Source organism: Pseudomonas wadenswilerensis, from assembly GCF_900497695.1.
Taxonomy (GTDB): domain Bacteria; phylum Pseudomonadota; class Gammaproteobacteria; order Pseudomonadales; family Pseudomonadaceae; genus Aquipseudomonas; species Aquipseudomonas wadenswilerensis.
In genome coordinates this window covers 346,971-373,475 of sequence record NZ_UIDD01000008.1, presented here as the reverse complement: position 1 = coordinate 373,475, position 26,505 = coordinate 346,971, and the positions used below count along the sequence as shown (strand labels likewise).

General features: G+C 64.6%; 25 protein-coding genes. 16 read left to right on the top strand and 9 right to left on the bottom strand.

Features of this window, described 5'->3' with window-relative positions; genetic code table 11:
• Positions 1-24: 24 nt before the first annotated feature.
• A complete protein-coding gene (locus tag CCOS864_RS17180; RefSeq protein ID WP_233673755.1) occupies positions 25-288 on the top strand; it encodes a YceK/YidQ family lipoprotein in 264 nt (87 codons plus the stop codon).
• Between the two features lies 1 nt (position 289).
• Positions 290-625 (top strand): hypothetical protein, encoded by a 336-nt coding sequence (locus tag CCOS864_RS17175; protein WP_115087543.1) that lies wholly within the window; start codon positions 290-292, stop codon positions 623-625.
• 87 nt (positions 626-712) lie between these two features.
• On the opposite strand, the gene CCOS864_RS17170 is transcribed toward CCOS864_RS17175, so the two are convergent.
• The gene (locus CCOS864_RS17170; protein WP_115087542.1) at positions 713-1,894 is read right to left on the bottom strand and encodes a sugar transporter; all 1,182 of its coding nucleotides are present in this window, start codon (positions 1,892-1,894) and stop codon (positions 713-715) included.
• A gap of 226 nt (positions 1,895-2,120) precedes the next feature.
• On the opposite strand from CCOS864_RS17170, the gene CCOS864_RS17165 reads away from it, so the two are divergent.
• The 7 genes from CCOS864_RS17165 to CCOS864_RS17135 all read left to right on the top strand — a co-directional run bounded on the left by CCOS864_RS17165 (position 2,121) and on the right by CCOS864_RS17135 (position 7,744).
• On the top strand, positions 2,121-2,696 hold the full coding sequence (locus tag CCOS864_RS17165; protein WP_115087541.1) for an NADAR family protein: 576 nt from the start codon (positions 2,121-2,123) through the stop codon (positions 2,694-2,696).
• Between the two features lie 62 nt (positions 2,697-2,758).
• A complete protein-coding gene (locus CCOS864_RS17160; RefSeq protein WP_010222367.1) occupies positions 2,759-2,983 on the top strand; it encodes a hypothetical protein in 225 nt (74 codons plus the stop codon).
• Between the two features lie 133 nt (positions 2,984-3,116).
• Positions 3,117-4,616 (top strand): glycolate oxidase subunit GlcD, encoded by a 1,500-nt coding sequence (gene glcD, locus CCOS864_RS17155; RefSeq protein ID WP_115087540.1) that lies wholly within the window; start codon positions 3,117-3,119, stop codon positions 4,614-4,616.
• Positions 4,616-5,671: a glycolate oxidase subunit GlcE gene (glcE, locus tag CCOS864_RS17150; protein WP_115087539.1), complete on the top strand. Its 1,056-nt coding sequence runs from the start codon at positions 4,616-4,618 to the stop codon at positions 5,669-5,671. Before glcD ends, glcE begins: the two co-directional genes overlap by 1 nt.
• Before the next feature lie 3 nt (positions 5,672-5,674).
• Positions 5,675-6,910: a glycolate oxidase subunit GlcF gene (glcF, locus tag CCOS864_RS17145; protein ID WP_115087538.1), complete on the top strand. Its 1,236-nt coding sequence runs from the start codon at positions 5,675-5,677 to the stop codon at positions 6,908-6,910.
• A 41-nt stretch (positions 6,911-6,951) separates the two neighbouring features.
• On the top strand, positions 6,952-7,215 hold the full coding sequence (locus tag CCOS864_RS17140) for a PepSY domain-containing protein (RefSeq protein ID WP_115087537.1): 264 nt from the start codon (positions 6,952-6,954) through the stop codon (positions 7,213-7,215).
• Position 7,216: 1 nt separating this feature from the next.
• Positions 7,217-7,744 carry a cytochrome b/b6 domain-containing protein gene (locus CCOS864_RS17135; protein WP_115087536.1) on the top strand — a complete coding sequence of 176 codons (528 nt, stop codon included), beginning with the start codon at positions 7,217-7,219 and terminating at the stop codon, positions 7,742-7,744.
• 43 nt (positions 7,745-7,787) lie between these two features.
• On the opposite strand, the gene CCOS864_RS17130 is transcribed toward CCOS864_RS17135, so the two are convergent.
• From CCOS864_RS17130 to CCOS864_RS17120, 3 genes are all read right to left on the bottom strand, one after another.
• Complete coding sequence (locus CCOS864_RS17130) at positions 7,788-9,902, bottom strand: TonB-dependent receptor (protein ID WP_115087535.1); 2,115 nt, start codon at positions 9,900-9,902, stop codon at positions 7,788-7,790.
• 162 nt (positions 9,903-10,064) lie between these two features.
• Positions 10,065-10,538: a copper chaperone PCu(A)C gene (locus tag CCOS864_RS17125; RefSeq protein WP_115087534.1), complete on the bottom strand. Its 474-nt coding sequence runs from the start codon at positions 10,536-10,538 to the stop codon at positions 10,065-10,067.
• A complete protein-coding gene (locus tag CCOS864_RS17120; RefSeq protein WP_036996237.1) occupies positions 10,538-11,149 on the bottom strand; it encodes an SCO family protein in 612 nt (203 codons plus the stop codon). The genes CCOS864_RS17125 and CCOS864_RS17120 overlap by 1 nt, the downstream gene beginning before the upstream one ends.
• A 232-nt stretch (positions 11,150-11,381) precedes the next feature.
• Between CCOS864_RS17120 and CCOS864_RS17115 the strand changes: the two genes are divergently transcribed.
• Entirely contained in the window at positions 11,382-11,801 is a 420-nt protein-coding gene (locus CCOS864_RS17115; RefSeq protein WP_115087533.1) for a heme-binding protein, read from the top strand.
• On the opposite strand, the gene CCOS864_RS17110 is transcribed toward CCOS864_RS17115, so the two are convergent.
• A complete protein-coding gene (locus tag CCOS864_RS17110) occupies positions 11,798-12,241 on the bottom strand; it encodes a GNAT family N-acetyltransferase (RefSeq protein WP_115087532.1) in 444 nt (147 codons plus the stop codon). The genes CCOS864_RS17115 and CCOS864_RS17110 overlap by 4 nt on opposite strands.
• A gap of 105 nt (positions 12,242-12,346) precedes the next feature.
• On the opposite strand from CCOS864_RS17110, the gene CCOS864_RS17105 reads away from it, so the two are divergent.
• From CCOS864_RS17105 to CCOS864_RS17090, 4 genes are all read left to right on the top strand, one after another.
• Complete coding sequence (locus CCOS864_RS17105) at positions 12,347-14,290, top strand: autotransporter outer membrane beta-barrel domain-containing protein (RefSeq protein ID WP_115087531.1); 1,944 nt, start codon at positions 12,347-12,349, stop codon at positions 14,288-14,290.
• A gap of 198 nt (positions 14,291-14,488) precedes the next feature.
• Positions 14,489-15,469 (top strand): aliphatic sulfonate ABC transporter substrate-binding protein, encoded by a 981-nt coding sequence (locus CCOS864_RS17100; protein WP_115087530.1) that lies wholly within the window; start codon positions 14,489-14,491, stop codon positions 15,467-15,469.
• Positions 15,470-15,542: 73 nt separating this feature from the next.
• Entirely contained in the window at positions 15,543-16,157 is a 615-nt protein-coding gene (locus tag CCOS864_RS17095; protein ID WP_115087529.1) for an START domain-containing protein, read from the top strand.
• 101 nt (positions 16,158-16,258) lie between these two features.
• Entirely contained in the window at positions 16,259-18,235 is a 1,977-nt protein-coding gene (locus tag CCOS864_RS17090; RefSeq protein ID WP_115087528.1) for an alkyl/aryl-sulfatase, read from the top strand.
• Positions 18,236-19,198: 963 nt separating this feature from the next.
• Here CCOS864_RS17090 and CCOS864_RS17085 read toward each other — a convergent pair.
• From CCOS864_RS17085 to CCOS864_RS17075, 3 genes are all read right to left on the bottom strand, one after another.
• A complete protein-coding gene (locus CCOS864_RS17085; protein ID WP_115087527.1) occupies positions 19,199-20,536 on the bottom strand; it encodes a DUF1329 domain-containing protein in 1,338 nt (445 codons plus the stop codon).
• Between the two features lie 14 nt (positions 20,537-20,550).
• A complete protein-coding gene (locus CCOS864_RS17080) occupies positions 20,551-22,332 on the bottom strand; it encodes a DUF1302 domain-containing protein (RefSeq protein WP_115087526.1) in 1,782 nt (593 codons plus the stop codon).
• Between the two features lie 108 nt (positions 22,333-22,440).
• Positions 22,441-23,277 (bottom strand): AraC family transcriptional regulator, encoded by an 837-nt coding sequence (locus CCOS864_RS17075; protein WP_115087525.1) that lies wholly within the window; start codon positions 23,275-23,277, stop codon positions 22,441-22,443.
• Positions 23,278-23,374: 97 nt separating this feature from the next.
• On the opposite strand from CCOS864_RS17075, the gene CCOS864_RS17070 reads away from it, so the two are divergent.
• Positions 23,375-24,295: a LysR family transcriptional regulator gene (locus CCOS864_RS17070; RefSeq protein ID WP_115087670.1), complete on the top strand. Its 921-nt coding sequence runs from the start codon at positions 23,375-23,377 to the stop codon at positions 24,293-24,295.
• On the top strand, positions 24,292-25,302 hold the full coding sequence (locus tag CCOS864_RS17065) for an AraC family transcriptional regulator (RefSeq protein ID WP_115087524.1): 1,011 nt from the start codon (positions 24,292-24,294) through the stop codon (positions 25,300-25,302). Before CCOS864_RS17070 ends, CCOS864_RS17065 begins: the two co-directional genes overlap by 4 nt.
• A 5-nt stretch (positions 25,303-25,307) precedes the next feature.
• On the opposite strand, the gene CCOS864_RS17060 is transcribed toward CCOS864_RS17065, so the two are convergent.
• A complete protein-coding gene (locus CCOS864_RS17060; protein ID WP_115087523.1) occupies positions 25,308-26,492 on the bottom strand; it encodes an acetyl-CoA C-acyltransferase in 1,185 nt (394 codons plus the stop codon).
• Between the last annotated feature and the right edge of the window lie 13 nt (positions 26,493-26,505).

Sequence of the window (26,505 nt, the reverse complement as noted above, 5' to 3'; positions counted from 1 at the left end):
GGCATCATCAGAACCCTCACCTCTTTGCTCCTGGCCTCGACCTTGTTCCTGGCCAGTTGCGGCACCTTTGTCGCGCGCGGCTCCAACAGCTACAGCAGCGGCGCCGACTACTACAAAGGCACCCAGGCCAATGTCCAGTTGCTGACCATGATCGGCGCCAGTGGCTACGACGGTTACTCAACGATGTTCTGCTGGGTGACCATCGTCTGCCCGGTGTTTGCCATTGCCACCCTGCCGGTGGACATGGTGGTCGACACCGCCCTGCTGCCCCATGATGCGATGAACTGAAATGCCACAACTCGAATACTTCCGCGTGGCGTTTCTGAACATCTATATCAATGACTTCAGCATCTATATCGGCGCGCCGCTCATGTTGCTGACGGTGTTCGACTGGATGCCCAAAAGCGTTGCCGCGACCTACATGCTGGTGATTTTCGGCCTGTGCTTTCTGAGTTTTCCGCTGGCGATGCTGGTGCGTTGCCCGCTGTGCAACGCGGCGATGCTGCACCTGTACAAGGACGAGCCGGGGACTGCGCTGTCACGCCGGGTCGGCTTTAGCGAAGTGCGCGGGTTGAAGAAGGTACGTTGCCTGAAGTGCGACGGGCTGATGAAGATTCGCGATTGATCGCGGGGCAAGCCCGCTCCCACAGGCTTTGCGCAGTCCGTGTGGGAGCTGGCTTGCCGGCGATGGGCTGCAAAGCAGCCCCCCTCGTCACGCCACCTCGGCCCGGGCAAACCGGTAGGTAGTCACCCCGCACAACAGCAACCCCGCCAGGGCCAGCGATCCGCCGACAAAACCGATATTACCCAGGCCCATGTGCACGCTGACCAGGCTGCCGATCAACGCCCCGGCGCCAATGCCGATGTTGTAGATGCCGGAGAACATGGCCATGGCCACGTCGGTGGCATCCGAGGCGAGGATCAGCACCCTGGACTGCAGCGCCAGGCTGAAGCACATGATCGCAACACCCCAGAACACGCTCAAGGTGCCCAGCAGGCTGAAGTCGCCAGACAACGGCAGCAACAGCAGCAGACAAGTCGCCAGCATGGCGATCGCCCCGATCAGAAAACCCTGCGGGAAGCGCTCGCTGTAGCGGCTGAACAGCACTGAACCAAACACCCCGGCACCCCCAAACAGCAACAGCAGCACGGTGGTCAGCTCACCGCCGATCTGCGCCACATTCAGGGCAAACGGCTCGATGTAGCTGTAGGCGGTGAACTGCGCGGCAATCACCAGCGCCACCAGCACATACACGGTCACCAGCGCCGGGCGCTTGAACAGCACTGGCACGCTGCGCAGCGAGCCGGAGTTCTGGCTCGGCAGCAGCGGCAGGGATTTGACCAGGCACAGCAAGGTCGCCAGGGCCACCCCGGCAATCGCCAGGAAAGTGGTACGCCAGCCCAGGGCCTCGCCGACCACCCGCCCCAGCGGAATGCCCATGACCATCGCCAGGGTGGTGCCGGTAGCCAGCAGGCCCAAAGCCTTGGCCTGTTGCCCCGGCGGCGCCACGCGCACCGCCAGCGAGGCGGTAATGGCCCAGAACACCGCATGGGCCAGGGCAATGCCGATACGGCTGAGCAGCAGCATGCCGAAGCTCTGCGCCACCCCCGAGAGCAAATGGCTGAGGATGAACAGGGCAAAGACGATGATCAGCAACTTGCGCCGCTCGATGTTGCGCGTCAGCAGCATCATCGGCAACGAGGCCAGGGCCACCACCCAGGCGTAGATGGTCAGCATCAGGCCAACCTGGGCGGTCGACATGTCGAAACTGCGGCCGATGTCGCTGAGCAGCGCCACCGGGACGAATTCGGTGGTGTTGAAAATGAAGGCCGCCAAGGCCAGGGCGATGACACTCAGCCAACTGCCGGTTCGCGCATCCACGGATGTATTCATGAGTAAAACCTTGCTCCGAGTCGTTTGCGGTTGCCGGGAACGAAAACGCGCCCAGCGCCAGACACTCACGCCGGTCGGGCCTGAGTGAAGCGTGTGCGCTGAGGAATGAGTTATAAGTATGCGGGGTATCGCTTGCTGGCAAGGATAGTACGTCAGCACCGATGCTGTCACAACCGCGCAGGCGTGGAGTACCATGACCCGATTCGTTCATGGAAGATTCCCCGCTATGTCTGCCCCCTCCCCCGCTTTGGCCAACATCCTCGACAATGACAGCCTGATCGCTGCCCTCGACCAGGGCCTGGAGCCCTCCTACCTGTACTTCTGGGGCCACCGGCAAAAGGTCGAGGGCAAGCCGGACAAAAGCTGCTTCAGCCAGTGGTTCGAAGCCGGGTTCAAGCAGCAGGGCATCCACTACCCCAGCGCCGAGCACTACATGATGGCCGGCAAGGCGCGGCTGTTCGACGACCCGGCCACCCTTGAGAAGATCCTCGCCGCGCGCACGCCCGCTGACGCCAAGAAGCTCGGCCGCGAAGTCGCCGGGTACGATGACGCCGCCTGGGTGGCCGAGCGCTCGGCCATCGTCGAACAGGCCAACCTGCTCAAGTTCGAACAGAACCCGGGGCTGCGCACGTTTTTGCTGTCCACCGCTGGCCAGGTGCTGGTCGAGGCCAGCCCGGTGGACCGCATCTGGGGCATCGGCCTGGACGCCAAGGCGCCGCAAGCGGCTGACCCACGCCAGTGGCAAGGCCTGAACCTGCTCGGCTATGCGTTGATGCGCGTGCGCGAGCGCCTGGCCGGCTGAGGCCCCGGCGCAGGATTTTTCTGCGCTGCTACACTTTATTCGCGCAGATGGAGGATTCCCTCATGTCCGATAAAGAGATCACCACAGCCCTTAACCTGATCAACCAGCGCCAGGCCCGGCTCGCTTCGGCGTGCAAGGAGATTGCCGACTGGATCGACCGCCAGGGCGATGTGCCGGTGGCCGGCAAGATCCGCGACACCCTCAAGGCCGTCGAAGCCGACGATCAGCTGGTCAGAAAAACCCTCACCTCGCTGAGCGTTGAACGCCCACTGCCCCGGTTCCGCTAGCCCACAGAGGCTGGCGGCGGGTGGTAGGCGCACTTCAGGTTGATCCTTCAAGACCCTGGGTCGCCGGTACCAGGCGCCGTTCTTCGCCTTCGATTTTCCGCAGCTTCTGGCACCTTCCGGTGACTGGCCGTCAATGAATATCCTTTACGACGAAAACGTCGATGGTGCCCTGCCCGCAGTCGACAAGCAGGCGCTGCTGCAGGCCTTGCAGCTACAACTGCCGGATCTCGATGTCCTCCACGCCGAGGAAGACCTCAAGCCCTACGAATGCGATGGCCTTTCGGCCTACCGCACCACGCCGATGCTGGTGGTACTGCCGCATACCCTCGAACAGGTCCAGGGCATCCTCAAGCTGTGTTTTGCCCGCAAGGTGCCGGTGGTCGCGCGCGGTGCCGGCACCGGCCTGTCGGGCGGCGCCTTGCCGCTGGAGAAAGGCGTGCTGCTGGTGATGGCGCGCTTCAACAAGATCCTCGCCATCGACCCGGTCGCCCGCACGGCACGGGTGCAGCCTGGGGTGCGCAACCTGGCGATTTCCCAGGCCGCCGCGCCCTTTGACCTGTACTACGCGCCCGATCCGTCGTCGCAGATTGCCTGTTCGATCGGTGGCAACGTCGCCGAGAATGCCGGCGGCGTGCACTGCCTGAAGTACGGCCTGACCGTGCACAACCTGCTCAAGGTCGAGATCCTCACCGTCGAAGGCGAATGCCTGACCCTCGGCGCCGACAGCCTCGATGCCCCGGGTTTCGACCTGCTGGCGCTGTTCACCGGCTCCGAAGGCATGCTCGGGATCATCACCGAAGTGACGGTCAAGCTGCTGCCCAAGCCGCAGGTGGCCAAGGTGCTGCTGGCGGCCTTCGACTCGGTGGCCAAGGCCGGCCGAGCGGTCGGCGATATCATCGCGGCCGGGATCATTCCCGGTGGCCTGGAGATGATGGACAACCTGGCCATCCGCGCCGCCGAAGACTTCATTCATGCTGGCTACCCGGTGGAGGCCGAGGCGATCCTGCTGTGCGAACTGGACGGCGTCGAAGCCGATGTGCACGACGACTGCGACCGGGTTCGCGCCCTGCTCGAGCAGGCCGGCGCCAGCGAAGTGCGCCAGGCCCGGGATGAAGTGGAGCGGGTGAAGTTCTGGGCCGGGCGCAAGAACGCCTTCCCGGCGGTCGGGCGGATTTCTGCCGATTACTACTGCATGGACGGCACCATCCCGCGCCGCGAGCTGCCCCATGTGCTGCAGCGCATCGCTGCGCTGTCGCACAAGTACGCGCTGCGGGTGGCCAACGTTTTTCATGCCGGCGACGGCAACATGCACCCGCTGATCCTCTTCGACGCCAACCAGCCGGGCGAGCTGGCGCGGGCCGAAGCCTTTGGCGGCGAAATCCTCGAACTGTGCGTGAGCGTCGGCGGCAGCATCACCGGCGAACATGGCGTGGGCCGCGAGAAGATCAACCAGATGTGCGCGCAGTTCAGCAGCGACGAGCTGACCCTGTTCCACGCGGTCAAGGCAGCCTTCGACCCCCATGGCCTGCTCAACCCCGGCAAGAACATCCCCACCCTGCAGCGCTGCGCCGAGTTTGGCGCCATGCATGTGCACGCCGGGCAACTGCCCTTCCCCGACCTGGAGCGCTTCTGATGCTTGCGCACAACAATGATGCCAGCCAGGCGCTGCTGGAGCAGGTCAACCAGGCCCGCGCCGAAGGCACGCCGTTGCAGATTCGCGGCGGCGCCAGCAAGGCCTTTCTCGGCCGGCAGGTCGCCGGCGTTGCGCTCGATACCCGTGAACACCGCGGCATCGTCAACTACGACCCGACCGAGCTGGTGATTACCGCCCGTGCCGGTACGCCCCTGCACGAGCTGTCGGCTGCGCTTGAGGCCGCCGGGCAGATGCTGCCCTGCGAGCCGCCACACAGCGACGACGGCGCCACCCTCGGCGGCATGGTTGCTGCCGGCCTGTCCGGGCCACGCCGGCCCTGGGCAGGCTCGGTGCGCGACTATGTGCTGGGTACCCGGGTGATCAGCGGCCTGGGCCTGCACCTGCGCTTTGGCGGCGAGGTGATGAAGAACGTTGCCGGTTACGACCTGTCGCGCTTGATGGCCGGCAGTTTCGGCTGCCTGGGGCTGATCAGCGAAGTGTCGCTGAAGGTGCTGCCCAAGCCGCGCAGCGAAGCGCACATCGCCCTGCACATCGACCCGCAACAGGCCCTGCTCAAGCTGGCGCAATGGGGCCAGCAACCGATCCCGATCAGCGCCGCCTGCCATGACGGCACGGTGTTGCGCCTGCGCCTCGAGGGCGGCGAAGGCTCGGTCAAGGCCGCCCGCGACCGGCTCGGTGGCGAGCGTTTCGAGGCCAGCTGGTGGCAAAACCTGAACAACCGTCGCCTGGCTTTTTTCGCCGACCCGCGCCCGCTGTGGCGTTTGTCGCTACCCAACAACAGCCCGGCGCTGGCGCTGCCTGGCGCGCAACTGCTGGACTGGGCCGGTGCCCAGCGCTGGCTCAAATCCGAGGCCCGGGCCGAGACCATTCGCGCCGCTGTCAGCCGCCTGGGCGGCCATGCCACTTGCTACAGCGCCAGCGACAGCCCGTTCCAGCCGCTGCCCGCAGCCTTGCTGCGCTACCACCAGCAACTCAAGCAGCGCCTCGACCCACAAGGGATCTTCAACCCCGGGCGGATGTACGCGGAGATCTGAGCCATGCAAACCACCTTGAGCGATGCCGCCAAACGCCTGGCCCGCGCCGAAGAAGCCGAAAGCATCCTGCGCACCTGCGTGCACTGCGGCTTCTGCAATGCCACCTGCCCGACCTACCAACTGCTCGGCGACGAGCTGGACGGCCCGCGCGGACGCATCTACCTGATCAAGCAGGTGCTCGAAGGCCACCCCGCCAGTGCCAAGACCCAACTGCACCTGGACCGTTGCCTGTCGTGCCGCAACTGCGAAACCACCTGCCCGTCCGGCGTCGATTACCACAACCTGCTGGATATCGGCCGCGCCGTGGTCGATCAGGCCGTGCCTCGCCCGCCCCTGCAACGGGCCTTGCGCCGTGGGCTGCGCAACCTGGCCAGCCACCCGGCGACCTTCAAGCGCCTGGTGCAGCTGGGACGCAGCGTCGACAGCCTGCTGCCGGCACCGCTCAAGGCCAAGCTGCCGCGCTCGGTGCCCCGCGCGCAACCCCGTCCACAGCCCCGCCATCCCCGGCGCGTACTGCTGCTCGAAGGCTGCGTGCAACCGACCCTGTCACCCAACACCAACGCCGCCACGGCGCGGGTGCTCGATCGCCTGGGCATCAGCGTCACCGCGGCGCCCCAGGCCGGCTGCTGCGGTGCTGTCGACTATCACCTGGATGCACAAGCCAGCGGCCTTGAGCGCGCCCGGCGCAACATCGACGCCTGGTGGCCGGCCATCGAGGCCGGTGCCGAAGCCATCGTGCAGACGGCCAGCGGTTGTGGCGCCTTCGTCAAGGAGTACGCCAAGCTGCTGCAGGGCGATGCGCAGTACGCCGCCAAAGCCCGGCGGGTCAGCGAACTGGCCAGGGACCTGGTCGAGGTCATCAGCGTCGAACCCCTGGAACCACTGGCCTGCCACAGCGGCCAGCTGCTGGCGGTGCATTGCCCATGCACCTTGCAGCATGCGCAGAAGCTTGGCGGCAGCGTCGAAGCCCTGCTCAAGCGCCTGGGTTTCAACCTCAGCAACGTGCCCGACGGCCACCTGTGCTGCGGCTCGGCCGGCACCTATTCGCTGACCCAGCCGACGTTGGCCAGGCAGTTGCGCGACAACAGGCTCGATGCCCTGGAAAGCGGCCAGCCGGACCTGATCGTCACTGCCAACATCGGCTGCCAGACCCACCTCGACGGCGCCGGACGCACGCCGGTGCGCCACTGGATCGAGCTGCTGGACGAGGCGCTAGCGAAGTCGCCAACCCTGGCATAAGCTCAATCGGCAACCCCTGTTCGACAACCCGAGGACTCGTCATGCGTCAGCTTCTACTGGTCTCATTGCTCGTCGTAAGCCCGGCCGTTCTGGCCAAGACCGAATGCAGCACCGCCGACAAGGTGCAATGGCAAGACCAGAACAACTTCCAGGAAGAACTGAAAAAACAGGGCTACGAGATCAAGAAGTTCAAGGTCACCGATGGCAACTGCTACGAGATCTACGGCAAGAACAAGGACGGTAAAAAAGTCGAGATCTACTTCGATCCGGTCACCGGCAAAAAGGTGAAGGAAGAGATCGACTGAAGTGAGCGGCGATAGCCTGCGCCTCTGGGACCCGGTGGTGCGCCTGTGCCACTGGTCGCTGGTGGTGGTGTTTGTCGGCGGTTATTTTCTCACTGAAGAAGGCGACGGCTGGCACCGCTGGCTGGGCTATTACGGCCTGGCGATCGTGCTGCTACGTAGCGTATGGGGCTTTGTCGGCACCCCGGCGGCGCGCTGGGCGGACTTCTGGCCGACGCCAACGCGACTGCAGTGGCACCTGCAGGCGTTGTACCGCGGCGAAAACTGCCACCGCCTCGGGCATTCGCCGTTGGGCGCACTGGTGATGGTACTGATGTTGCTGCTGATGGCCGGCCTTGGCGTCAGCGGTTTCATGATGGAAGAGATCTATTACTTCTGGGGTGAAGACGGCCTGCGCGATATCCATGAGTTGATGGCCGACGTCCTGCTGGCGCTGGTGTGCCTGCACATTGCGGCGGCGCTGTTCGAGAGCTGGCGGCTGAAGGAGAACCTGCCGCTGTCGATGCTCACCGGCCGGCGGCGCCAGCGTTGAAACGGGGCAACGCAGCCGCTGCTGCGCTGCCCCGGCACTGGCGTCAGAAGCGGTAGTTGGTGCTCAGCTCCAGGGTCCGAGGCGCCCCGGGGGTGATCAGGTCCACCGAGCCGTGGGCCGAGGCGTAGTAGTCGCGGTCAAAGACGTTACGCAGGCGCAGGGCCATGTCCCACTTCGGCTGGTTGTACAGCAGTGCAGCGTCCACGGTGGTGTAGGACGGCATCACCACGACGTTATCCAGCGCGGTATAGCGCTCGTCCACATAGTTGGCGCCCATGCCCACACGCCAGTGTTCGGTCAACGAGCGCACCAGCCACAGGTTGGCGCTGGTGCGCGGGGTCAGGGTCGGGGTCTGGCCTTCGTTGGCCACGCCGTTGGTGCGGCTGGTGGACTTGGTGATTTCGGCATCGAGGAAGGCAAAGCCGCCGTAGACCTGCCACTTGTCCGTCAGTTGCCCGCTCAGCGTCGCTTCGAAGCCGTCGGTACGTTGCTCACCCGCCAGCACCAGCTGCGCCGGGTTGGCCGGGTCGGTGGTTTTCATGTTGGTGCGTTCCAGGCGGAACAAGGCCGCAGTCAGTGCCAGGCGGCTGTCGAGCAAGTCCCACTTGGCGCCGATTTCGTAGTTGGTGGTCTCTTCCGGTTCCAGGCCCTGGTTGCCGGCACTGAGGGCGAACACTTCCGACGAAGGTTGGTAGGAGCGGCTGACCGACACGTAATAGGACTGGATCGCGTCCGGCTGGTAGACCAGGCCGATGCGCGGGCTCCAGGTGGTGTCGGTACGCGACAGGTCGGTGCGGGTCAGGTCGTCGGCGTACTCCTGGTCAAACACGTCGTAACGCACCCCGAGCAGGGCCTTCCACTGCGGCGCCAGCTCAATCAGGTCCTGTACGTAGAAACCTGCGGTGTCCTGGGTGGTGGTGCCCTTGGCGGTCTGGCGGTTGGCCTGGAACGGCACATCGACCAGGCCGTCGCGGAACACCGGCACCTGGGCCACGTTGTTCTGGCTGAACACACTCTGGTCCTTGACCTGACGGCCGAGCTCCACGCCGTACAACAGGTTGTGGTTCATGCCGGCCAGCACGGCCTGCTGCTTGAGCTCGGTCTGGTTGAACCAGCCGTCTTCGGTGCGTTGCACGTTGCCGCGATTGAGCTTGACCAGCAGTTCACCATTGGCAGCGGTGACGAAGCGGGTCGGGCTGGAATCAGCCAAGGTGTTGTTGCGGTCCAGGTCGTAGTGGTAGTAGCGGCTGGTGTTGCTCAGGGTGAAGCTGTCATTGATCCGGTAGTCGACGCCGGCGCTGAAGGAAAACACCTCGCTGCGGGCGTAATCGTCATCCGGGTCGCCGGCGCCGAAGCGCTTGTCGCGATCGACATCGACCGGGCGCTTGCCCAGGGCCGGGATGCCGAAATCGATCAGGCGCTTGTCGTACAGGTAGGTCGCGCCCAGGTTCAGTTCCAGGTCATCGGACAGCTTGAAGTAGGCCGAGGGTGCCAGGGCCTTGCGGTCGATGTAGCCATCGTCGCGGAAGGTGTCGCTGTCTTCCAGGGCGCCGGTCAGGCGAAACGCCTTGTCACCCTGCTGCTGGTCGGCCCAGCCGGTGTCGAACTGGGTACGGCGCTTGCCCTCGCTGTCGAAGCTGACCCCCACTTCCTGCACCGGGTTGAAGGTGGGCTTCTTGCTCACGCTGTTGATCAGGCCGCCGGAGGAGCCACGGCCATAGAGCACGGCCGCCGGGCCCTTGACCACCTCGACCCGCTCGACATTGGACAGATCGCGGTAATACAGGGCGTCGTCGCGCATGCCATCGACATACATGTCGCCAATGGCACTGAAACCGCGAATCGTCACCTGGTCGCGCTGGCCGTCACCGTTGGACAGGCCGATACCCGGCACGTTCTTCAGCACATCCTCCATCGATTGCGCGCCCTGATCCTTGATCACGCTTTGCGGCACGACGTTGACGGTTTGCGGAATATCGCGCAGTGGCGCGTCGATTTTCAGCGCACTGCGGCTTTCACTGGCCTTGTAGCTTTGTTCTTCATAGTTGCTGTTGACCGAGGTTGCCGGAATAGCCAGGGTTTCAGCGTGCAGCGCTGGAACGACCAGGACACCGAGCACGGAGAGAGAAGCCGGGTGAATGCGCGAAAGAGCCACCATGCGTTCCTTTTTTTGTAAAGATTGTAAAGGGGCGCAAATGGTAACGATTTGTAATTGCGAATTAAATACTATTACGATTTAAATATTTTGACGTCACGCACAAAAAAGCCAGGCTGCGGTTCTTGACTGCAGCCTGGCTTGTTGTCGAGCGCGTGGCGGCGATCAATGCATGTGCTGGTGGCCCGACATGGCTTCAGCATTCAGCGCCCGCACCGGCGCCTTCACTTCAATGCTCTGCTTGACGCCCTTGGCATCCTCGACCACCAGGGTCAGCGGTACCTGCTCGCCTTCCTTGAGCTGCTGGTTCAGGTCCATGAGCATCACGTGATAACCGTTAGGGTCGAGGCTCACTGCCTTGCCTGCCGGCAGCGGCACACTGTCGACCTCGCCCATTTTCATCACGTCATTTTCCATGGTCATCTGGTGCACCTGCACGGTCCTGGCCACCGGCGAGGCCACGCTGAGCAGCTTGCTGTCAGTGCTGGCAGTGAGGATCATGAAGGCACCGCTGGACTTCTGGTGTGGCACGGTGGCCCGCGCCCAGGCGTCGCTGACGGTGGTTTCAGCCATGGCCGGCAAGGCGAGGCCGATCAGGGCCAGCGCGGCCAGGGTACGCTTGACAGGGTTGCGAAGCATTAACACACCTCCATGACAGTGAGCAGGTCTTCTGCGCACTCTTTTGCATTGAGCGAATGGGACAGGCCCAGGCGCAGCTGGCCGCGGGAATCGAAGACGTAGCTGGTCGAGGTGTGCGAGATGGTATAGGTATCGCCGGCTGGCACCTTCTCGTAGAACACCCCGAACTCCCGGGCTGCCGCCGCGGTTTCTTCAAGGGTGCCGGACAACGCCACGAACGACGGGTCGAACGCCTTGACGTAGGCGTCGAGCACCTCGGGGGTATCGCGCTCGGGGTCGAGGCTGATGAACACCACCTGCAAGAAGCCGGCGTCGCGGCCCATCAGCTTCTTGATCTGCGCCGCGCGCGCCAGGGTGGTCGGGCACACCGCCGGGCACTGGGTGAAACCGAAGAACACCATCGGCATCGAACCCCAGAAACTCGACAGGGTTCGGACGTTGCCTTGGGTATCCTTGAGCTTGAACGAACGGCCGAGGATCTTGTTGCTCATGTCCTTGCCGTACTTGAAGTCCAGCGCGCCTCCGGAACGGGGGTCGCAACCTGCAAGGGCGCCGAGGCCCAGCAGGCTGATCCCGGCAACAACCTGGCGCCGGGTCAGTAAATCAGTCATGTAACCATCCTTTTGGGAAGGTGCCAGCCCCTGGATAGAGGGCATGTCGAGAAACCTTCGCATTTTGTCATGGCGGTGGACGCAGGTTCCAGCGCGCAGCGACCCGTACGTCTGTATCCCAGTATTTACGGGGTGCGGCCTGTTGTCGCAGGCAGTGACAAGAAACATCCGGCAACGTCTACGGTAATAGTGATGCATCCCGTCCCGCCCATCATTCGTGGAGCCCTCCCCCATGCTCAGCAAAGCCGTACTGACCCAACAGGAAGTCGCGCAACTGCTTGCCGCCGCCCGCGCCGAAGCCCAGGCCAACCAGTGGGCGGTGAGCATCGCCGTGGTCGATGACGGCGGCCACCCACTGGCCCTGGAACGCCTGGACGGCTGCCCGCCGATCAGCGCCTACATCGCCCAGGAAAAGGCCCGCACCGCAGCCCTCGGGCGCAAGGAAAGCAAGGTCTATGAAGACATCGTCAACGGCGGGCGCACGGCCTTTCTCTCGGTGCCTGTGCTCAACGCCACCCTGGAAGGCGGCGTACCGCTGCTGGTCGATGGCCAGGTGATCGGCGCGGTCGGCGTCTCCGGGGTCAAGTCCGAGCAGGATGCGCAGGTGGCCAAGGTGGCGATCGCCGCACTGCTGGCCCAGTTGGCCGGCTAAACACTGACAAACCCGAACTGGGTGTATTGCACCCCTTCGGGCGTCTCAATGGTTTGCGCATGTGCCCCCGCCGGCAAGACCCTTGGCCAGAAGCGCAGGCCGGCGAGGTTGTCCGCCAGTACCGATAGCTCCCACGGGCCACGGTGCAAATCGAACAGCCCCTGCGCCGCAGCATGGCCGACTCCTGCCAGGCGATAGGCACTGACGACATAGAACTCGGCCAGTTCGTACACCGCGCGCTCTGGCTGCTGGCGAACCAGGGCAAACCCTGCTATTTCGTCCTCAACCAGCAGCAGGTAGGCAAATCGCCCTGGCTCCTGCCAGTAGAGCGGTAAATAAGGGTAGTCCCCGTCGACACCGAGTTCGCGCAAATACTCCGGAAGCATCGCCTCAAAGTGTTGTTTTTCACGCTCAAGTGCAGGTTTGATCTGAACCTTCATGCCGTTAATTTCCTACATCAGTCACAAAACGGTACACATCCTGCTTGCTGCGACGCGGCGCATCCTATGATGCGCCTTTCGTAACGACACATAAGGAAAAGTGCCGTGTTCAAACCGTTAGCAGTCGCTGTAAGCCTGGGTTGTGCAATGTTGTCATCCGGCGCCAGCGCCTACGAATATGGCGAGTATGCCGGTCAGACCCTGGACCGTCTGATCAACGACTACCCCGGGCGTTACCGGGGTACCGCCAGTTTCGAAGGTGCTACCGCCCTGATGCAAGCGCAACTGGGCTACGGCTACCAGACCCGTCGCCAGGACTTCACCTGGGCCGGCAACCGCAGCTCGCAGAACGTCATCGCTTCAGCCCCGGGCCAGAACAGCACCTACGTGGTGCTCGGCGCCCACTACGACACCTACTTCGGCCGCCCCACCCTGCAAGGCCTGGACGACAATGCCTCGGGCGCTGCGGTACTCACCGAGATCGCCCGCAACCTCGGCGGCGTGGCCCTGGAGAACGGCCTGGAAGTGGTCGGTTTTGGTGCCGAGGAAGAAGGCCTGCGCGGTTCGCGTGCCTACGTCGCCTCGTTGAGCGACAGCCAGCGCGCCAACCTGCTGGGCATGATCAACCTCGACAGCCTGATCACCGGCGACAAGATGTACGCCCACGCCGCCAGCAACAGCGTTGCCAACCCGGCCCTGGGTGCCTACCGCGACCAGCTGTTGCGCATCGCCCAGGAGATGAACATCCCGCTGTTCACCAACCCTGGCCTCAACCCCGCGTACCCGGCCGGCACCGGCTGCTGCAGCGACGGTGAAAGTTTCAAGGACCTCAACGTGCCGGTGCTGTTCATCGAAGCGACCAACTGGGAGCTGGGCGAGCTGGACGGCTACGAGCAGACCGACAACCCGGCGATCCCCGGCGGCTCGACCTGGCACGACCCGGCCGAAGACAACCAACAGGTGCTGACCAACGCCTTCGGCCAGCAGCGCATCGACCAGCGCTTGAGCGACTTCTCGCGGCTGCTGACCCGCCTGGTGCTGGAGCTGACCAACGCCGACCTGCTCGCCGCCACTGCTTCCGGCGGGGCCATGGCCCGGCAGATGGAAGACCAGTTGCAACGTCAGCACCAGGCCCTGACCCGCCTGCATGACCGCCGATGGCTGAGCCTGCTGGACGCCTCACGGGCGGTCGGCAGTTTTGACGGTGAGGTGGGTGTGGAAGGCGAGGTTTCGCCTGACAGCGGCTTCGATGCGCCGGGCAATCCGGAGTCGAAACGCGTGGGGGTCTATGGTGTCGGGGACTACCGCCTCAACGAAGCCCTCACCGTCGGCGCCAGCCTGAGCTTCCAGCGCAGCCGCGATTCCCTCGACCATGGCGGGCGCATCGAAGGCGACGCCTGGCAGGCCGGGCTGTTCGCCCTGCTCAACGATGGCGGCCCGCAATGGCTGGCCGGCGAGCTGAGTGCCGGGCATACCCGCTTTGATAGCAAGCGTTCGGTGTACATCCAGGCCAGCAACGGCCCGGTGCTGCTCGACCAGCGCCTGAGCGGCGACACCTCGGCGTGGTTCTGGGGCGCGCGGGTGGACGGCGGTTACGACTTCAGCTTCGGCGCCTTGAAGACCGGCCCGGTCGCGGGCCTGGACTACATGCACTACCGCATCGACGACTTCCACGAAGACGAAAGCCTGCGCACCGCCCTGGGCTACGAGAAGCAGAACTACGACGCCCTCGAAGCCAGCCTCGGCTGGCGCCTGCATGGCAGCGTCGGCCTGGGCGCGAACATGGCCCTGCAGCCCTACGCCAGCGTGCGCTGGGTCCGCGAACTGGCCGATGGCCGCCTGGATGAGATCGACCTGACCAGCAATGCCGACGGCCGCGTGCGGGTGGCGGACATGGGCAGTGTCGACAAGGACTTTGGCCGCGCGCAGTTGGGTGCGCAGTTGATGTTCACCGAGCAGCTGGGGGTGTTTGCCGAGGTCAACAGCCGCTTTGCCCACAGCGAGGGCAATCAGGCCGGCTACTCGCTGGGCGTGCAATGGCAGTTTTAACCCTGTAGGAGCGGGCTTGCCCCGCGATAGCGGTCTGTCAGTCATATCGCAATCGCGGGGCAAGCCCGCTCCCACAGGAATAAAAGGATATAAAAATAACTAAACAATCTAACTATTTGGAATAAAAAAATTGAAGGGCCTGGCCGGGCTCCTTATATTTTCGGGCATGCCTTGCCCTTGAATCCCAGGAGTCCGCCCATGTCGCACACGCCCCATTCCCCCCTGCGTCGCCTGCTTACCGGCGGCCTGTTTGCCGCCTTCGCCGCGCTGCTGCTGCCCGGCCCGCTGGCCCATGCCGAACCGAGCAAAACCCTGCGCATCGGCTACCAGAAGTTCAACAGCATCAACATCCTCAAAGGCAGCGGCGCCCTGGAAAAAGCCCTGGCACCGCAAGGGGTGAACGTCAGCTGGTACGAATTCGCCGCCGGCCCACAACTGCTCGAAGCCTTGAGCACCGGCGCCATCGACCTTGGTCATGCCGCCGATGCGCCGTCGGTGTTTGCCCAGGCCGCCGGCAAGCCGGTGGTGTACCTGGCTGCCGAGCAGCCCTACCCCAAAGGCATCGGCCTGGTGGTGCGCGAGCAGGACCACATCGCCAACGTCGCCGCCCTCAAGGGCCAGCGCGTGGCCACCGGGCGCGGCTGGAACGCCCAGTACCTGCTGGCCGTGGCCCTGCAGGACGCCGGCCTGAGCTACAAGGACATCACCCCGGCCTACGTCAACAATGCCGCCGACGCCGTGGCCGCACTGCAGTCGGGTAGCGTCCAGGCCGTTACCCTCTGGGACCCCTTCCTCGCCGCCGCGGAAAAACAGCCGGGCCTGAAGAACCTGCGCGACGGCAGCGGGCTGTCCAATAACCGCACCTTCTACCTGTCGTCGGCGGCCTTTGCCGACGACAACCGCGCGCTGTTGACAACCTTCTTCAGCGAATTGGCCAAGGTCAGCAGCTGGGCCAACCAGCAGCCCGACGAAGTCGCCGCCCTGCTGGCGCCGCAACTGGGTATCGGCGCCGACGTGCTGCAGGTAGCCAGCGAGCGCCGCAACTACAACGCCGTGGCCATCGACGCGAAGATCACCGCCGAACAGCAGAAGCTCGCCGACACCTTCCAGGGCCTGGGCCTGATCCCCAAGCCGCTGAACGTGGCTGACGCGGTCTACCCGGTGTCGGTCCTGCCCTGAGTGCAGCCCATGTCCAGCCAGATCTGACGCCAGGCACTATGCTCTGAACATTTGCCCGGTAATGGAACCGTTCATGAGCCTTCGCTTTGCTCTCTGTGCGTTGCTGGCCGTCAGCACCTGCGCCAGCGCGGCCGAATCCTGGCATCTGGTGCAGGACGACGACGGCATTCAGGTCTACCTCAGCGACGTGCCGGGCTCCCGGTACCAGCAGTTTCGCGGCGTCGCGCTGATCAAGGCCAGCGTGCCCACCCTCAGCGACCTGCAGGAGAACCTGCGGGTCGCCTGCAAATGGCTGTACGGCTGCGCCGACATGCGCCTGCTCAAGGTCGATGGCGACAGCACCTGGGTCTACCTGACCACTGCCCTGCCCTGGCCGGCCAGCACCCGGGACATGGTGATCCAGGTGCAGAGCGAGCGCCGCGACGACGGCAGCCTGGTGCGTCGTCTCAAGGCCGTGCCCGGCATGGTCAAGCATGTACCGGGGCAGATCCGCGTGCGCCAGCTCAAGGGCCTGTGGACCTTCGTGCCCAAGGGCGAACAGCTCACCGAAGTGACCTACGAACTACAGGCCGACCCGGCCGGGGACATCCCCTCGTGGCTGGCCAACCAGTTCGTCCTCGATGCACCTGTCATCTCCTTGCGCACCTTGCGTGCAGTGGCTGAACGCCAGGGCGGCGCAGCGCCCTGAGCAGGGCCTGCATGGATTTTGTCGTCCACGGCTTGTTGCCGGGCCAGGGCCGAGCCTTAGCCTCGAAGCCGTGTGCCATAACGACAAAAAATGGAGTTGCCATGCCCTGCCTACCCCTGCACCCGCGTACGCGCCTGGCCAGCCTGATTGCTGCCGCCTGCCTGAGCCAGACCCTGCATGCCGCCCAGGCACCGGTTGGTGCCAGCGAACAGACCCGCAGCAGCAATGCCGCCGTGTTGACGCAACTGCCCTTCAGCGACCGCGCCGATTACGAAGCAGTCACCCGCGGCCTGATCGCGCCGTTCGACGGCCAGGTCAGCGATGCCGCCGGCAAACCGGTGTGGAACCTTGAGGGCTATAAATTCCTCGCCGCGCAAGACCGCCCCGACAGCGTCAACCCCAGCCTCTGGCGCCTGGCCCAGCTCAACGCCCACGCTGGCTTGTTCGAAGTAGCGCCGCGGCTGTACCAGGTGCGTGGCCTGGACCTGGCCAACATGACCCTCATCGAAGGCGACGACGGGCTGATCATCATCGACCCGCTGACCACCGCCGAAACCGCCCGCGCCGCGCTGCAGCTGTACTACCAGAACCGCCCGCGCAAACCGGTGGTGGCGGTGATCTACAGCCACAGCCATACCGATCATTTTGGCGGCGTGCGCGGGGTGATCGACGAGGCCGACGTCAAGGCCGGCAAGGTCAAGGTGTTCGCCCCCAGCGGCTTCATGGAACACGTGATGAGCGAGAACGTCTACGCCGGCAACGCCATGAGCCGTCGCGCCCAGTACCAGTTCGGTCTGTACCTGCCGCGCGGCGCCCAGGGCCAGGTCGACACCGGGATCGGCAAGGCGTTGGCCACCGGCGGCAGCATCACCCTGATCGAGCCCAGCGACCTGATCAGCGAGCCGTACGAGACCCGCACCGTGGCGGGCATCGAGCTTGAATTCCAATTGACCCCTGGCACCGAAGCACCGGCGGAAATGAACCTGTACCTGCCGCAGTTCAAGGCCCTGGGCATTGCCGAAAACGCCTCGCAGACCATGCACAACATCCTCACCCCGCGCGGCGCCCAGGTGCGCGATGCCAAGGCCTGGTCACAGTACCTGGACGCCAGCCTGACGCGTTACGGCGACAAGACCGAAGTGCTCTTCGGCCAGCACAACTGGCCGACCTGGGGCGCTGAACAGGTGCGCACGCTGATCGCCGACCAGCGCGACATGTATGCCTTCCTCAACGACCGCACCCTGCACCTGCTCAACCAGGGCCTGACGCCGATGGAGATCGCGCAGAACATGCAGACCCTGCCCGGGGAGCTGGCGAAGAAGTGGTACACCCGTGGCTACTACGGCTCTCTGAGCCACAACGCGCGGGCGGTGTACCAGCGCTACATGGGCTTTTACGACGGCAACCCGGCCAACCTCAACCCGTTGCCGCCGGTCGAGAGCGCCCAGCACTATGTCGAGGCCATGGGCGGTGGCGAGGCGGTGCTGGCCAAGGTGCGTGCGGCAATGGACAAGGGTGAGTATCGCTGGGCGGTGCAACTGGGCAACCAGCTGCTGTTTGCCCAGCCGGACAATGCCCGGGCACGTAGCGTGCAGGCTGAGGCGATGGAACAGCTGGGTTACCAGAGCGAGAACGCCACCTGGCGCAACATGTACCTGACCGGTGCCATGGAGTTGCGCAATGGTGTGCCGAGCCAGGCGGGCAGTTCGGTGTCGGTGGACATGGTGCGGGCGCTGACTGCGGACATGTTCTTCGACTACATGGCGGTGCGGGTCGATGTCGACAAGGCGGTGGGCCATGACCTGAACCTGAACTGGAGCTTCACCGAGCCGGATCAGGCCTTCAACCTGACCTTGCGCAACGGCGTGCTGACCCATCGTGCGGGTTTGAACCCCAAGGCTGATGCGAGCTTGAGCATGAACAAGGCGACGCTTGAGCAGATCAGCCTCAAGCAGCTGGACTTCCCGACGGCGATGCAAAAGGGCTTGATCAAGGTCGAAGGCAACGGCAAGAAAATCGCCGAGTTGCTGAGCACCCTCGACAGCTTCAGCCCGCAGTTCAATATCGTCACGCCTTGAGGGCCTCATCGCGGGTCAAGCCCGCTCCTACAATGGATCGGTGTACGCCGGACCTGTGGGAGCCGGCCTTGCCGGCGATCGAGCGCGCAGGGGTCGTAATCCAGGCAACACTGATGTGCTGTCTGGGCCGGCCTCATCGCTGGCAAGCCAGCTCCCACAGTGGATCTGTGTACGCCGGACCTGTGGGAGCCGGACTTGCCGGCGATCGAGCCCGAAGGGGTCGCAATCCTGCCAGCACCTGATGTGCTGACTGGACTGGCCTCATCGCTGGCAAGCCAGCTCCCACAGTGGATCTGTGTACGCCGGACTTGCCGGCGATCGAGCCCGCAGGGGTCGCAATCCTGCCAGCACCTGATGTGCTGACTGGACCGGCTTCATCGCTGGCAAGCCAGCTCCCACAGTGGGTCTGTGTACGCCGGACCTGTGGGAGCCGGCCTTGCCGGCGATCGAGCCCGCAGGGGTCGTAATCCTGCCAGCACCTGATGTGCTGGCTGGACCGGCCTCATCGCTGGCAAGCCAGCTCCCACAGTGGATCTGTATACGCCGGACTTGTGGGAGCCGGACTTGCCGGCGATCGAGCCCGCAGGGGTCGTAATCCAGGCAACACTGATGTGCTGGCTGGACTGGCCTCATCGCTGGCAAGCCAGCTCCCACAGTGGATCTGTGTACGCCGGACCTGTGGGAGCCGGACTTGCCGGCGATCGAGCGCGCAGCGGTCGTAATCCAGGCAACACTGATGTGCTGGCTGGACTGGCCTCATCGCTGGCAAGCCAGCTCCCACAGTGGATCTGTGTACGCCGGACCTGCCGGCGATCGAGCGCGCAGGGGTCGTAATCCTGCCAGCACCTGATGTGCTGGCTGGACCGGCCTCATCGCTGGCAAGCCAGCTCCCACAGTGGATCTGTGTACGCCGGACCTGTGGGAGCCGGCCTTGCCGGCGATCGAGCCTGAAGGGCTCGTGCTTCACTTGGCCCAGCGACGCAATTCCGAAGGCGTGTAGTCATCGGTCTTGGCAGTAAACCCCACCCGCATCGGCGCCTTCTCTTCGTTGCTCAAGCCACCCGCGTAGTACCGCCCCGAAATCAGGTCGTACGAGGTTTCCAGCACGTTGTAGGTAAAGTCATGATCATAGTGCTGGATCGCATGCAGTTCGGAACTGCGCCACAACTCGCCACGGCTGTCGTACTGGTCCACCTGGGCGATCTGCCAGCTGTCTTCGTCCACATAAAACCGGCGCTTGCTGTAGATATGCCGCGCCCCCGGTTTGAGCGTGGCTTCAACCACCCACACCCGATGCTTCTCATAACGGGTATACGCCGGGTTGATGTGGTTGGGCTTGACCAGTTCATCGAGTTTCAATGAACGACTGCCCAGGCGATAACTGTTGTAGGGAATGTACAGCTCCTGCTTGCCGATCAGTTTCCAGTCAAAACGGTCCGGCGCACCATTGAAACCATCGATGTTGTCGGCCGTGATCAGGCCGTTGCTGTAGCGCGCACTGTTGTCATACGCCAGCATCGGCGCGCGACGCACCCGGCGTTGCGCCGGCAGGTACTGCCAGGCGGCACGCGGCTCGACCACCTGGTCAACCGGCTCATGCACCAGCACGGTCTCGCCCGCCAGGCGCGCCGGCTCCAGCACCCGGCTCTTGAACATGAACAGCACGTTGGCATTGGGCTCAAGCCCCGTCACCGCTTCGGCGAAACTCACCAGCGACTGCGCGCGGATATAGCTGACCGCACCATTCTCACGTACCAGGGCAATACTGCTGAAGCGCTCGTAGCTGCCGCCACGCCAACGGGTCATGTGGTTCCACATCACTTCCATGCCTTCGGTCGGCAGCGGGAACGGAATCCCACGGGCGTAATCATGCAAGCCGTTGCCGCCGTCGGCCAGGGTGGTCTTGCCGGCGTTGGTGCGGCTATCGGCGAGGATCGGCGCCGGCAAACGGGCGCTGCGGTGGCTGGGGTACACCGGCATCTGGTAACTGTCCGGGTAGCGCTTGAACATCGCCAGCTGGCCGGGGCTCAGCGCCGCCTGGTACTGCCCGAGGTTCTGCGCGGTAATGGTGAACAGCGGCTTTTCACTGGCGAACGGGTCACTGTAGCCGCCGTTGCCATCCAGGCTCCCGGCCGCTTTGTCGAGGCCGCCGGTCCAGGCCGGGATGCTGCCGTCGGCATTGCCGGCGCGCTCCGAGCCCATCGGCGTGAGCGTCTTGTCCAAGAGGCCGAGGTCGTTGCTCTTGGCCTGGGCCAGGGCGCTGACGCAGGTCAGGGCTAACAACAGGGGATGAATACGCATTTTTATTGTTCTCCTTAGAAATCGACCTTGAAGCTGACCGAGGCAAAATCGCGGTCATCGAGGGTGCTGTAGTCGTTGGAACCGAAGAAGCTGTTGTAGGCCAGTTCTACGCTGTAGTCGTTGAGGTAGTTGGCGGTAAGACTCAGCCCCAGGGCCTGCTGGCCTTCCTGGAATGGCCCGAGCGGGTCGTAGGAATAGCCCTCGACGTCATGCCGCCAGTTGACCGCCGGGATCAGGTTGACCCCCGGCAGCACATCGCTGTATTCAAGGCTGGCGCGCAGGCGATAACCCCAGGACCAATCGGTGGCAAAGCCCTTGTCGGTGCAGTAGCGGTTGGTCACTCCGGAGGCAACGGTGTTGCACGCGCTGCCATTGCGCGGCGCGCTGCGGCCAAAGGCGGCATTACGGCCCAGGCGCTCATCACCGAGGCCGTCGATGTGCACCACGCCGACTTCACCGAACAGGCTCAGGCGGGTGGCACCCAGCACGTTGTCGATGGCCTGGGTTGCCGAGGTGGTCACTTGCCACACGCCTTTTCGCTCCCAGCCATCGAAGCGATCACCTGCGCGATTGTTGAAGCCCTCGGGCAGTGCTACCCACGCGTTGCCGGCAGCACCGGAGACCACCGCCGTGGTGACATCCGGGGCGTTGAAACTCAGCGGCATGTTGGGCCGATAGCTGAGCTCGGCCGCCAGCGACACCCCGCTGCTGGGCTCGACACCGTTGATGCTCACCCCGTACAGGCGGATGTTCTCGGGGAAGGCCGCAGCATACGAAGGCCCCTGTCCGCCCCCGGGGAAATTCCCCGGCAGCGCGGTGTTGCGCGCATCGACGGTCAGGTACGGCAGGCGCGAGTGGTAGTTGATGAAGTACAGCGCCGCCTCGGCGTCGTTGAGCGCCGGCAGCATCTGGCGCAGGGCGAAACCGAACTGGCCGTTGTCGGACGGCGACGCGTTGCCCCGTGAACTGGCATACAAGCCGCTGGCCTGCATCTGCGGGTCGGTGAGCACCTGGCCCAGGTACAACGGCCCGCAGCCTGGCTGAATCACATCGCTTGTGGCAAAGAAGGTGCCGCAACCGTCCAGCACGCTGGCGCGCCAGTTGTACTGGTAGAAGCCTTCGAGGTTGAGGGTGTCGGACACACCGAAGCTGAACGAAAGCATCTCCACCGGCAGCTGGCCTTCCTTGATCTCGACCCCGGGGCGGTTGAAGGCGGTGATGTCCAGCGGGTTGATGACGTTGATGCCGTTCTGGATCAGCAGCGCCTCGCCCCACGACAGCACCTGCTTGCCGAGCTTGAAACTCAGCGGATGGCCGGCCAGCTCGACGTCCTTCCACAGGTAGGCGTCGAGCACTTCCAGGCCCTGGAATTTGGCCAGGTCATCCCAGCCACTGTCGTCGAAATCCTTGAAGCGGCCGTCGCGGGTTTCATAGGCATGGTCGTACCAGTATTTCAGGCGCACAAAGGCGCCCTGCCCCTGGCCGTCGAGACTGAAATCGCTCAGGCCCTTGACGGTCTGCGAGATCGGGTCGCCTTTCTTGAAGTTAAGCCGGTTGTCGTCGGCGCTGACCCCGCTGCCATCGGCATGCACGCCTTGGGCCTGCAGGGCATTGCCGCGGGTCATCAGGTGTTTGTCGGGGCTTTGGGTCGACCAACTGCTGCCCAGGCTCAGGGTGCTGCGGGTGGTAAAGCTCCAGTCTTCATTGAGATCAAAACTGCTGGCCTGGGCAGGCACGGCGAAGGAGGCCAGTGCCGCCAGTAGCCAGGGAGACGGCGTTGAGCTTGTTGTTGTCATTATCGAGCTCCATGAGGATTAAGCTCGATCAAGATGCCCAAGCGTCCGCCGCCAGGCGCAAGCGGCGCACGACAAAAAACGATCATCCGCGCGCTATGAAAAGTCGCCCTAGGCCGGCTGCAATGCGCTCAGGCGAAACTGCTTGGGGGTGACGCCGAACTGCTTGCGAAAGGCGCGGATGAAGTTGCTCGGCTGACGGTAACCGAGGCGCTCGGCAATCCGCTCGATGGGCTGGTCACCGGCGGCCAGCCAGTGCCGCGCCAGTTGCAGGCTGTCTTCGCGCGCCTCGCTCATGCCGGCGCCTTGCCACTGGCGCAGCATGCTCTGATGGAGGAAGGCATTGGCACCGGGCAGGTCCAGCTCGAGAGCGCCTGGCGCCAGTTGCAGGCTCGGCCATTGAGCGCTGACCACCGCCACCCCCCAGTCCTGCAACCAGCGCCCGGCCGCCTGCTGCGGCAACACGCTGACCTGGGTGAACATCTGGGCCGGCGTGCGCCCGGCACGCCTGGCGATGTTGCGCACCAGACTCAGCACCGCAGCATCGAGCATGTAGTAATGCGGTTGATGCTGATAGCGACGCATGTGCAGCTGTGCACCGTCCAGGCTGACCAGCACACAGTTGGTCACCAGCGGCAGGTAGCGGATAAAGCAGGCAAGGCTGTCGCGCACGCTGGCGGCCGAATCGAGCAGTATGTTCAGCCCCTGCAGCGAATGGGTGGCCATGCCCGGCACCAGCTCACAGCCGAACTCGCGCCCGGCCCCGGCGAGCTCACATTCGAGCAGCAACTGCTCGACCTGCATGGCCGGGATCTGGCCGTGCCCGTGCAACTGCGTGGGCGTGAGCCCGGCACGCTGCAACAGCACATCCACAGGCAGGCCGCAGCCCTGGGCGTGAGCGACCAGGGTGCGGGTCAAGGCGGCGCAAACAAAAGGCGAAGCAAGCATGGCACGTCACGCAAAATGATCAGGCCATGAGTTATGCCAGCCGCTACACTATCGATCAAATGCATAAAAAGTATCTGCTGCATGCAAGGGGCGCATGATGGACCTTCGACAACTTCGCCACTTCGTGGCCCTGGCCGATTACCGTGGCTTCGTGCGCGCCGCCGATGCCGTCAACCTCAGCCAGCCCGCGTTCAGCCGCAGCATCCAGACCCTGGAACGCGATCTGGATTGTGCCCTGGTCGAGCGCGGCAGCCGCGAGTTTCGCCTCACCGGCCAGGGCCAACTGGTGCTGCAGCACGCCCGGCGCCTGCTGGCCAGCAGCCAGAGCCTGCACAACGAGCTGCTACAGTACAACGGCCTGGAAGGCGGCGAGCTGAGTTTCGGCAGCGGCCCCTACCCGGCCCAGTTGCTGGTGCCCGAGGCGCTGGCGCAGTTCATCCACGACCACCCGCTGGTGCGCGCACGTTTTCATCAGGGTGACTGGGAGCAACTGGGCAGTTGGCTCAAGGAGCAGCAGATCGAGTTTCTGGTCGCCGACTCGCGCTACTTCAAGGACGACCCGCGCTATCAGGTGCAGGCCCTGCGGCCCCGGCGCGGGCGCTTCTTCTGCCGCGCCGGGCACCCGCTGGCAGGGCGTGGCCCGCTCCAGCTCAGCGCCCTGCTCGATTACCCGATTGCCGGCACGCGGATCCCGCCGATGATCCGCAAGATCCTCGCCCGCGCCCAGGGTACCCAGGACTTTGTCACCAGCGTCGAGTGCGCGCAGTTCGATGCCATACGTCGGGTGGTGATGCGCTCGGACGCCATCGGCCTGGCCACCGCCGAAGCCCTGCACGAGCGGGTCGAGGCCGGTGAAATCCGCTTGTTGAGCTTTGCCGACCTGGATGCCGACGACCCTGATCTACAGTTGCAGTACGGCATTGTCAGCCGCGCCGGCGACAGCCTGACACCGGCAGCGCAGGCAATGATCGAAGCCATTTTCAAGGTGGATCAACAGCTGCAGGTGAACCCGTCATGACCCTCGTGCCGCCCAACGCGTTCTACGCCCCGACCCTGCTGCCGGCCATCGAAGAGCTGCAGGGCCGCGGGGTATCCCTGGAACTGATCGAGGCCGTGTTCCGCCGCAGCCTGTTCGAGATGCGTACACCGTTCCTGCGTGTGCCGCTGGTGCTGTCGCGGCGCTTCTGGACCCTGGCCCTGAGCGAGAGCAGCGACCCGTTTGTCGGCCTGACTGCCGGCAGGCGGTTCGTCTCCACCGCGACCAATGGCCTGACTTACCTGTTCGATGCCGCCGCCTCGCTGGACAGCGCCTGCACCTACTTCGTCGAATACTTCCCGTTTTTCAACGGTCATTTTCGCGCCCGCATCGAGCGCAGTGATGGCCAGGTCAGCCTGTGCCTGGAGGATTGCGGCAGCCTCAAGGCCACGGCACCCATCACCGACTACATGCTCACCAGCCTCTGCAGCCTGCTGCGCCGCAAGCTGCTGGCCAGCGGTCTGGAGCATGACCCGATCCTGGCCATTGAACTGGCCCACCCGGCGCCGGCCGACATCAGCGTGCACCCCCACGCCTGGCGCGCGCCGGTGAGCTGGGGTCACGTTGAACATGGCATCCGCCTTGACCCAAAGCTGTTCGAGCAAGCGCTGACCCCCGGCAATCAGGCACTGGAACTGATGCTGGTGGAACTGCTGCAACAGACCCAACGCAACAGCCAGCCAACGCTGCTGGAGCTGGCCAGCGATCACCTGGCCGTGAACCTTGCCGACAGCAACCGCTGGCCGGCCTTCTGCAGCCGCCAGCACCTGCTCGAACGCACCGCGGCCCGGCGCCTGAAGGCACTGGGCTGGAGTTATTCCGAGCTGCTGGACGAGTACCGCCGCTACCGCGCGGAAGACCTGCTGCAGGGCAGCGAGCTGGAGCTGGTGCAGATTGCCGATCAACTCGGCTACAGCGACGTGCAGAGTTTTCACCGCGCCTGCCTGCGCTGGTTTGCCTGCGCGCCCGGGGCTTACCGCGGGCGCTGACGGCCTCAGAGCACCTCGAACAAACCGGCGGCGCCCATGCCGCCGCCCACGCACATGCTCACCACCACGTACTTGACGCCACGGCGCTGACCTTCGAGCAAGGCATGGCCGACCATGCGCGCGCCGCTCATGCCGTAGGGATGACCGATGGCGATGGCGCCGCCATTGACGTTGAGCCGCGCAGGATCGATGCCCAGGGTCTGCGCGCAGTACAGTACCTGGCAGGCAAAGGCCTCGTTGATTTCCCACAGGCCGATATCATCGACGCGCAGGCCGTGCTGACGCAGCAACCTGGGGATCGCCAGCACCGGGCCGATGCCCATCTCTTCCGGCGCCAGGCCGGCCACGACGATGCCGCGATACAGGCCCAGCGGCCTGACCCCGGCACGCGCCGCCAGCGCCCCGCTCATCAGCACGCTGGCGCTGGCACCATCGGACAACTGGCTGGCGTTGCCGGCGGTGATGCAGCCGCCTTCGCGCACGGGCGCCAGGCCTTGCAGGTCGGCCAGGGTGGTGTGCGGGCGGTTGCCTTCATCCTGGCTCAGGTGCACGTCCTGGTAGGTGACCGCCCCGCTGAGCTTGTCGACCACCTTCTTGCGCACACTGACCGGCACGATCTCATCGGCAAACAACCCCGCGGCCTGGGCCGCCGCCGTGCGCTGCTGGGACTGCAGGCTGTAGGCGTCCTGGGCTTCGCGGCTGATACCGTAGCGCTTGGCGACGATCTCGGCAGTGAGCAGCATCGGCATGTAGGCATGCTCGGCCATGCGCACTACGCTGGCATCCTGCTCCACCGCTGCCGCCTGCATATGGGCGGTCTGCACCAGGCTGATCTGCTCCTGGCCGGCGCCAATCGCCACCTGCATGCCGTCGACCATGATCTGCTTGGCGGCAATCGATATCGCCATCAGCCCCGAGGCGCACTGGCGGTCGATGGTCTGGCCGCTGACCGATAGCGGCAAGCCGGCCGCCAGGGCTGAAAGACGCGCCAGGTTGGTCGAGGCGGTGCCGCTCTGCATGGCGGTGCCCATCACCAGGTCGTCGATCTCGCCGGGTTCGATACCGGCCCGTTCGACTGCCGCGCGAATGGCCACGGCACTCATCGACGGCGACTTGAAGTCGTTGAAGGCGCCGCGAAAGGCCTTGGCGATCGGCGTGCGGGCGGTCGAGACAATTACGGCATCTTGCATGGCAAAGCACTCC

Coding starts and splice junctions, on each gene's coding strand:
- CCOS864_RS17175 (WP_115087543.1), top strand. CDS start 290: ATGCCACAACTCGAATACTTCCGCGTGGCGTTTCTGAACATCTATATC.
- CCOS864_RS17170 (WP_115087542.1), bottom strand. CDS start 1,894: ATGAATACATCCGTGGATGCGCGAACCGGCAGTTGGCTGAGTGTCATC.
- CCOS864_RS17165 (WP_115087541.1), top strand. CDS start 2,121: ATGTCTGCCCCCTCCCCCGCTTTGGCCAACATCCTCGACAATGACAGC.
- CCOS864_RS17160 (WP_010222367.1), top strand. CDS start 2,759: ATGTCCGATAAAGAGATCACCACAGCCCTTAACCTGATCAACCAGCGC.
- glcD (WP_115087540.1), top strand. CDS start 3,117: ATGAATATCCTTTACGACGAAAACGTCGATGGTGCCCTGCCCGCAGTC.
- glcE (WP_115087539.1), top strand. CDS start 4,616: ATGCTTGCGCACAACAATGATGCCAGCCAGGCGCTGCTGGAGCAGGTC.
- glcF (WP_115087538.1), top strand. CDS start 5,675: ATGCAAACCACCTTGAGCGATGCCGCCAAACGCCTGGCCCGCGCCGAA.
- CCOS864_RS17140 (WP_115087537.1), top strand. CDS start 6,952: ATGCGTCAGCTTCTACTGGTCTCATTGCTCGTCGTAAGCCCGGCCGTT.
- CCOS864_RS17130 (WP_115087535.1), bottom strand. CDS start 9,902: ATGGTGGCTCTTTCGCGCATTCACCCGGCTTCTCTCTCCGTGCTCGGT.
- CCOS864_RS17125 (WP_115087534.1), bottom strand. CDS start 10,538: ATGCTTCGCAACCCTGTCAAGCGTACCCTGGCCGCGCTGGCCCTGATC.
- CCOS864_RS17120 (WP_036996237.1), bottom strand. CDS start 11,149: ATGACTGATTTACTGACCCGGCGCCAGGTTGTTGCCGGGATCAGCCTG.
- CCOS864_RS17115 (WP_115087533.1), top strand. CDS start 11,382: ATGCTCAGCAAAGCCGTACTGACCCAACAGGAAGTCGCGCAACTGCTT.
- CCOS864_RS17110 (WP_115087532.1), bottom strand. CDS start 12,241: ATGAAGGTTCAGATCAAACCTGCACTTGAGCGTGAAAAACAACACTTT.
- CCOS864_RS17100 (WP_115087530.1), top strand. CDS start 14,489: ATGTCGCACACGCCCCATTCCCCCCTGCGTCGCCTGCTTACCGGCGGC.
- CCOS864_RS17095 (WP_115087529.1), top strand. CDS start 15,543: ATGAGCCTTCGCTTTGCTCTCTGTGCGTTGCTGGCCGTCAGCACCTGC.
- CCOS864_RS17090 (WP_115087528.1), top strand. CDS start 16,259: ATGCCCTGCCTACCCCTGCACCCGCGTACGCGCCTGGCCAGCCTGATT.
- CCOS864_RS17085 (WP_115087527.1), bottom strand. CDS start 20,536: ATGCGTATTCATCCCCTGTTGTTAGCCCTGACCTGCGTCAGCGCCCTG.
- CCOS864_RS17080 (WP_115087526.1), bottom strand. CDS start 22,332: ATGACAACAACAAGCTCAACGCCGTCTCCCTGGCTACTGGCGGCACTG.
- CCOS864_RS17075 (WP_115087525.1), bottom strand. CDS start 23,277: ATGCTTGCTTCGCCTTTTGTTTGCGCCGCCTTGACCCGCACCCTGGTC.
- CCOS864_RS17070 (WP_115087670.1), top strand. CDS start 23,375: ATGGACCTTCGACAACTTCGCCACTTCGTGGCCCTGGCCGATTACCGT.
- CCOS864_RS17065 (WP_115087524.1), top strand. CDS start 24,292: ATGACCCTCGTGCCGCCCAACGCGTTCTACGCCCCGACCCTGCTGCCG.
- CCOS864_RS17060 (WP_115087523.1), bottom strand. CDS start 26,492: ATGCAAGATGCCGTAATTGTCTCGACCGCCCGCACGCCGATCGCCAAG.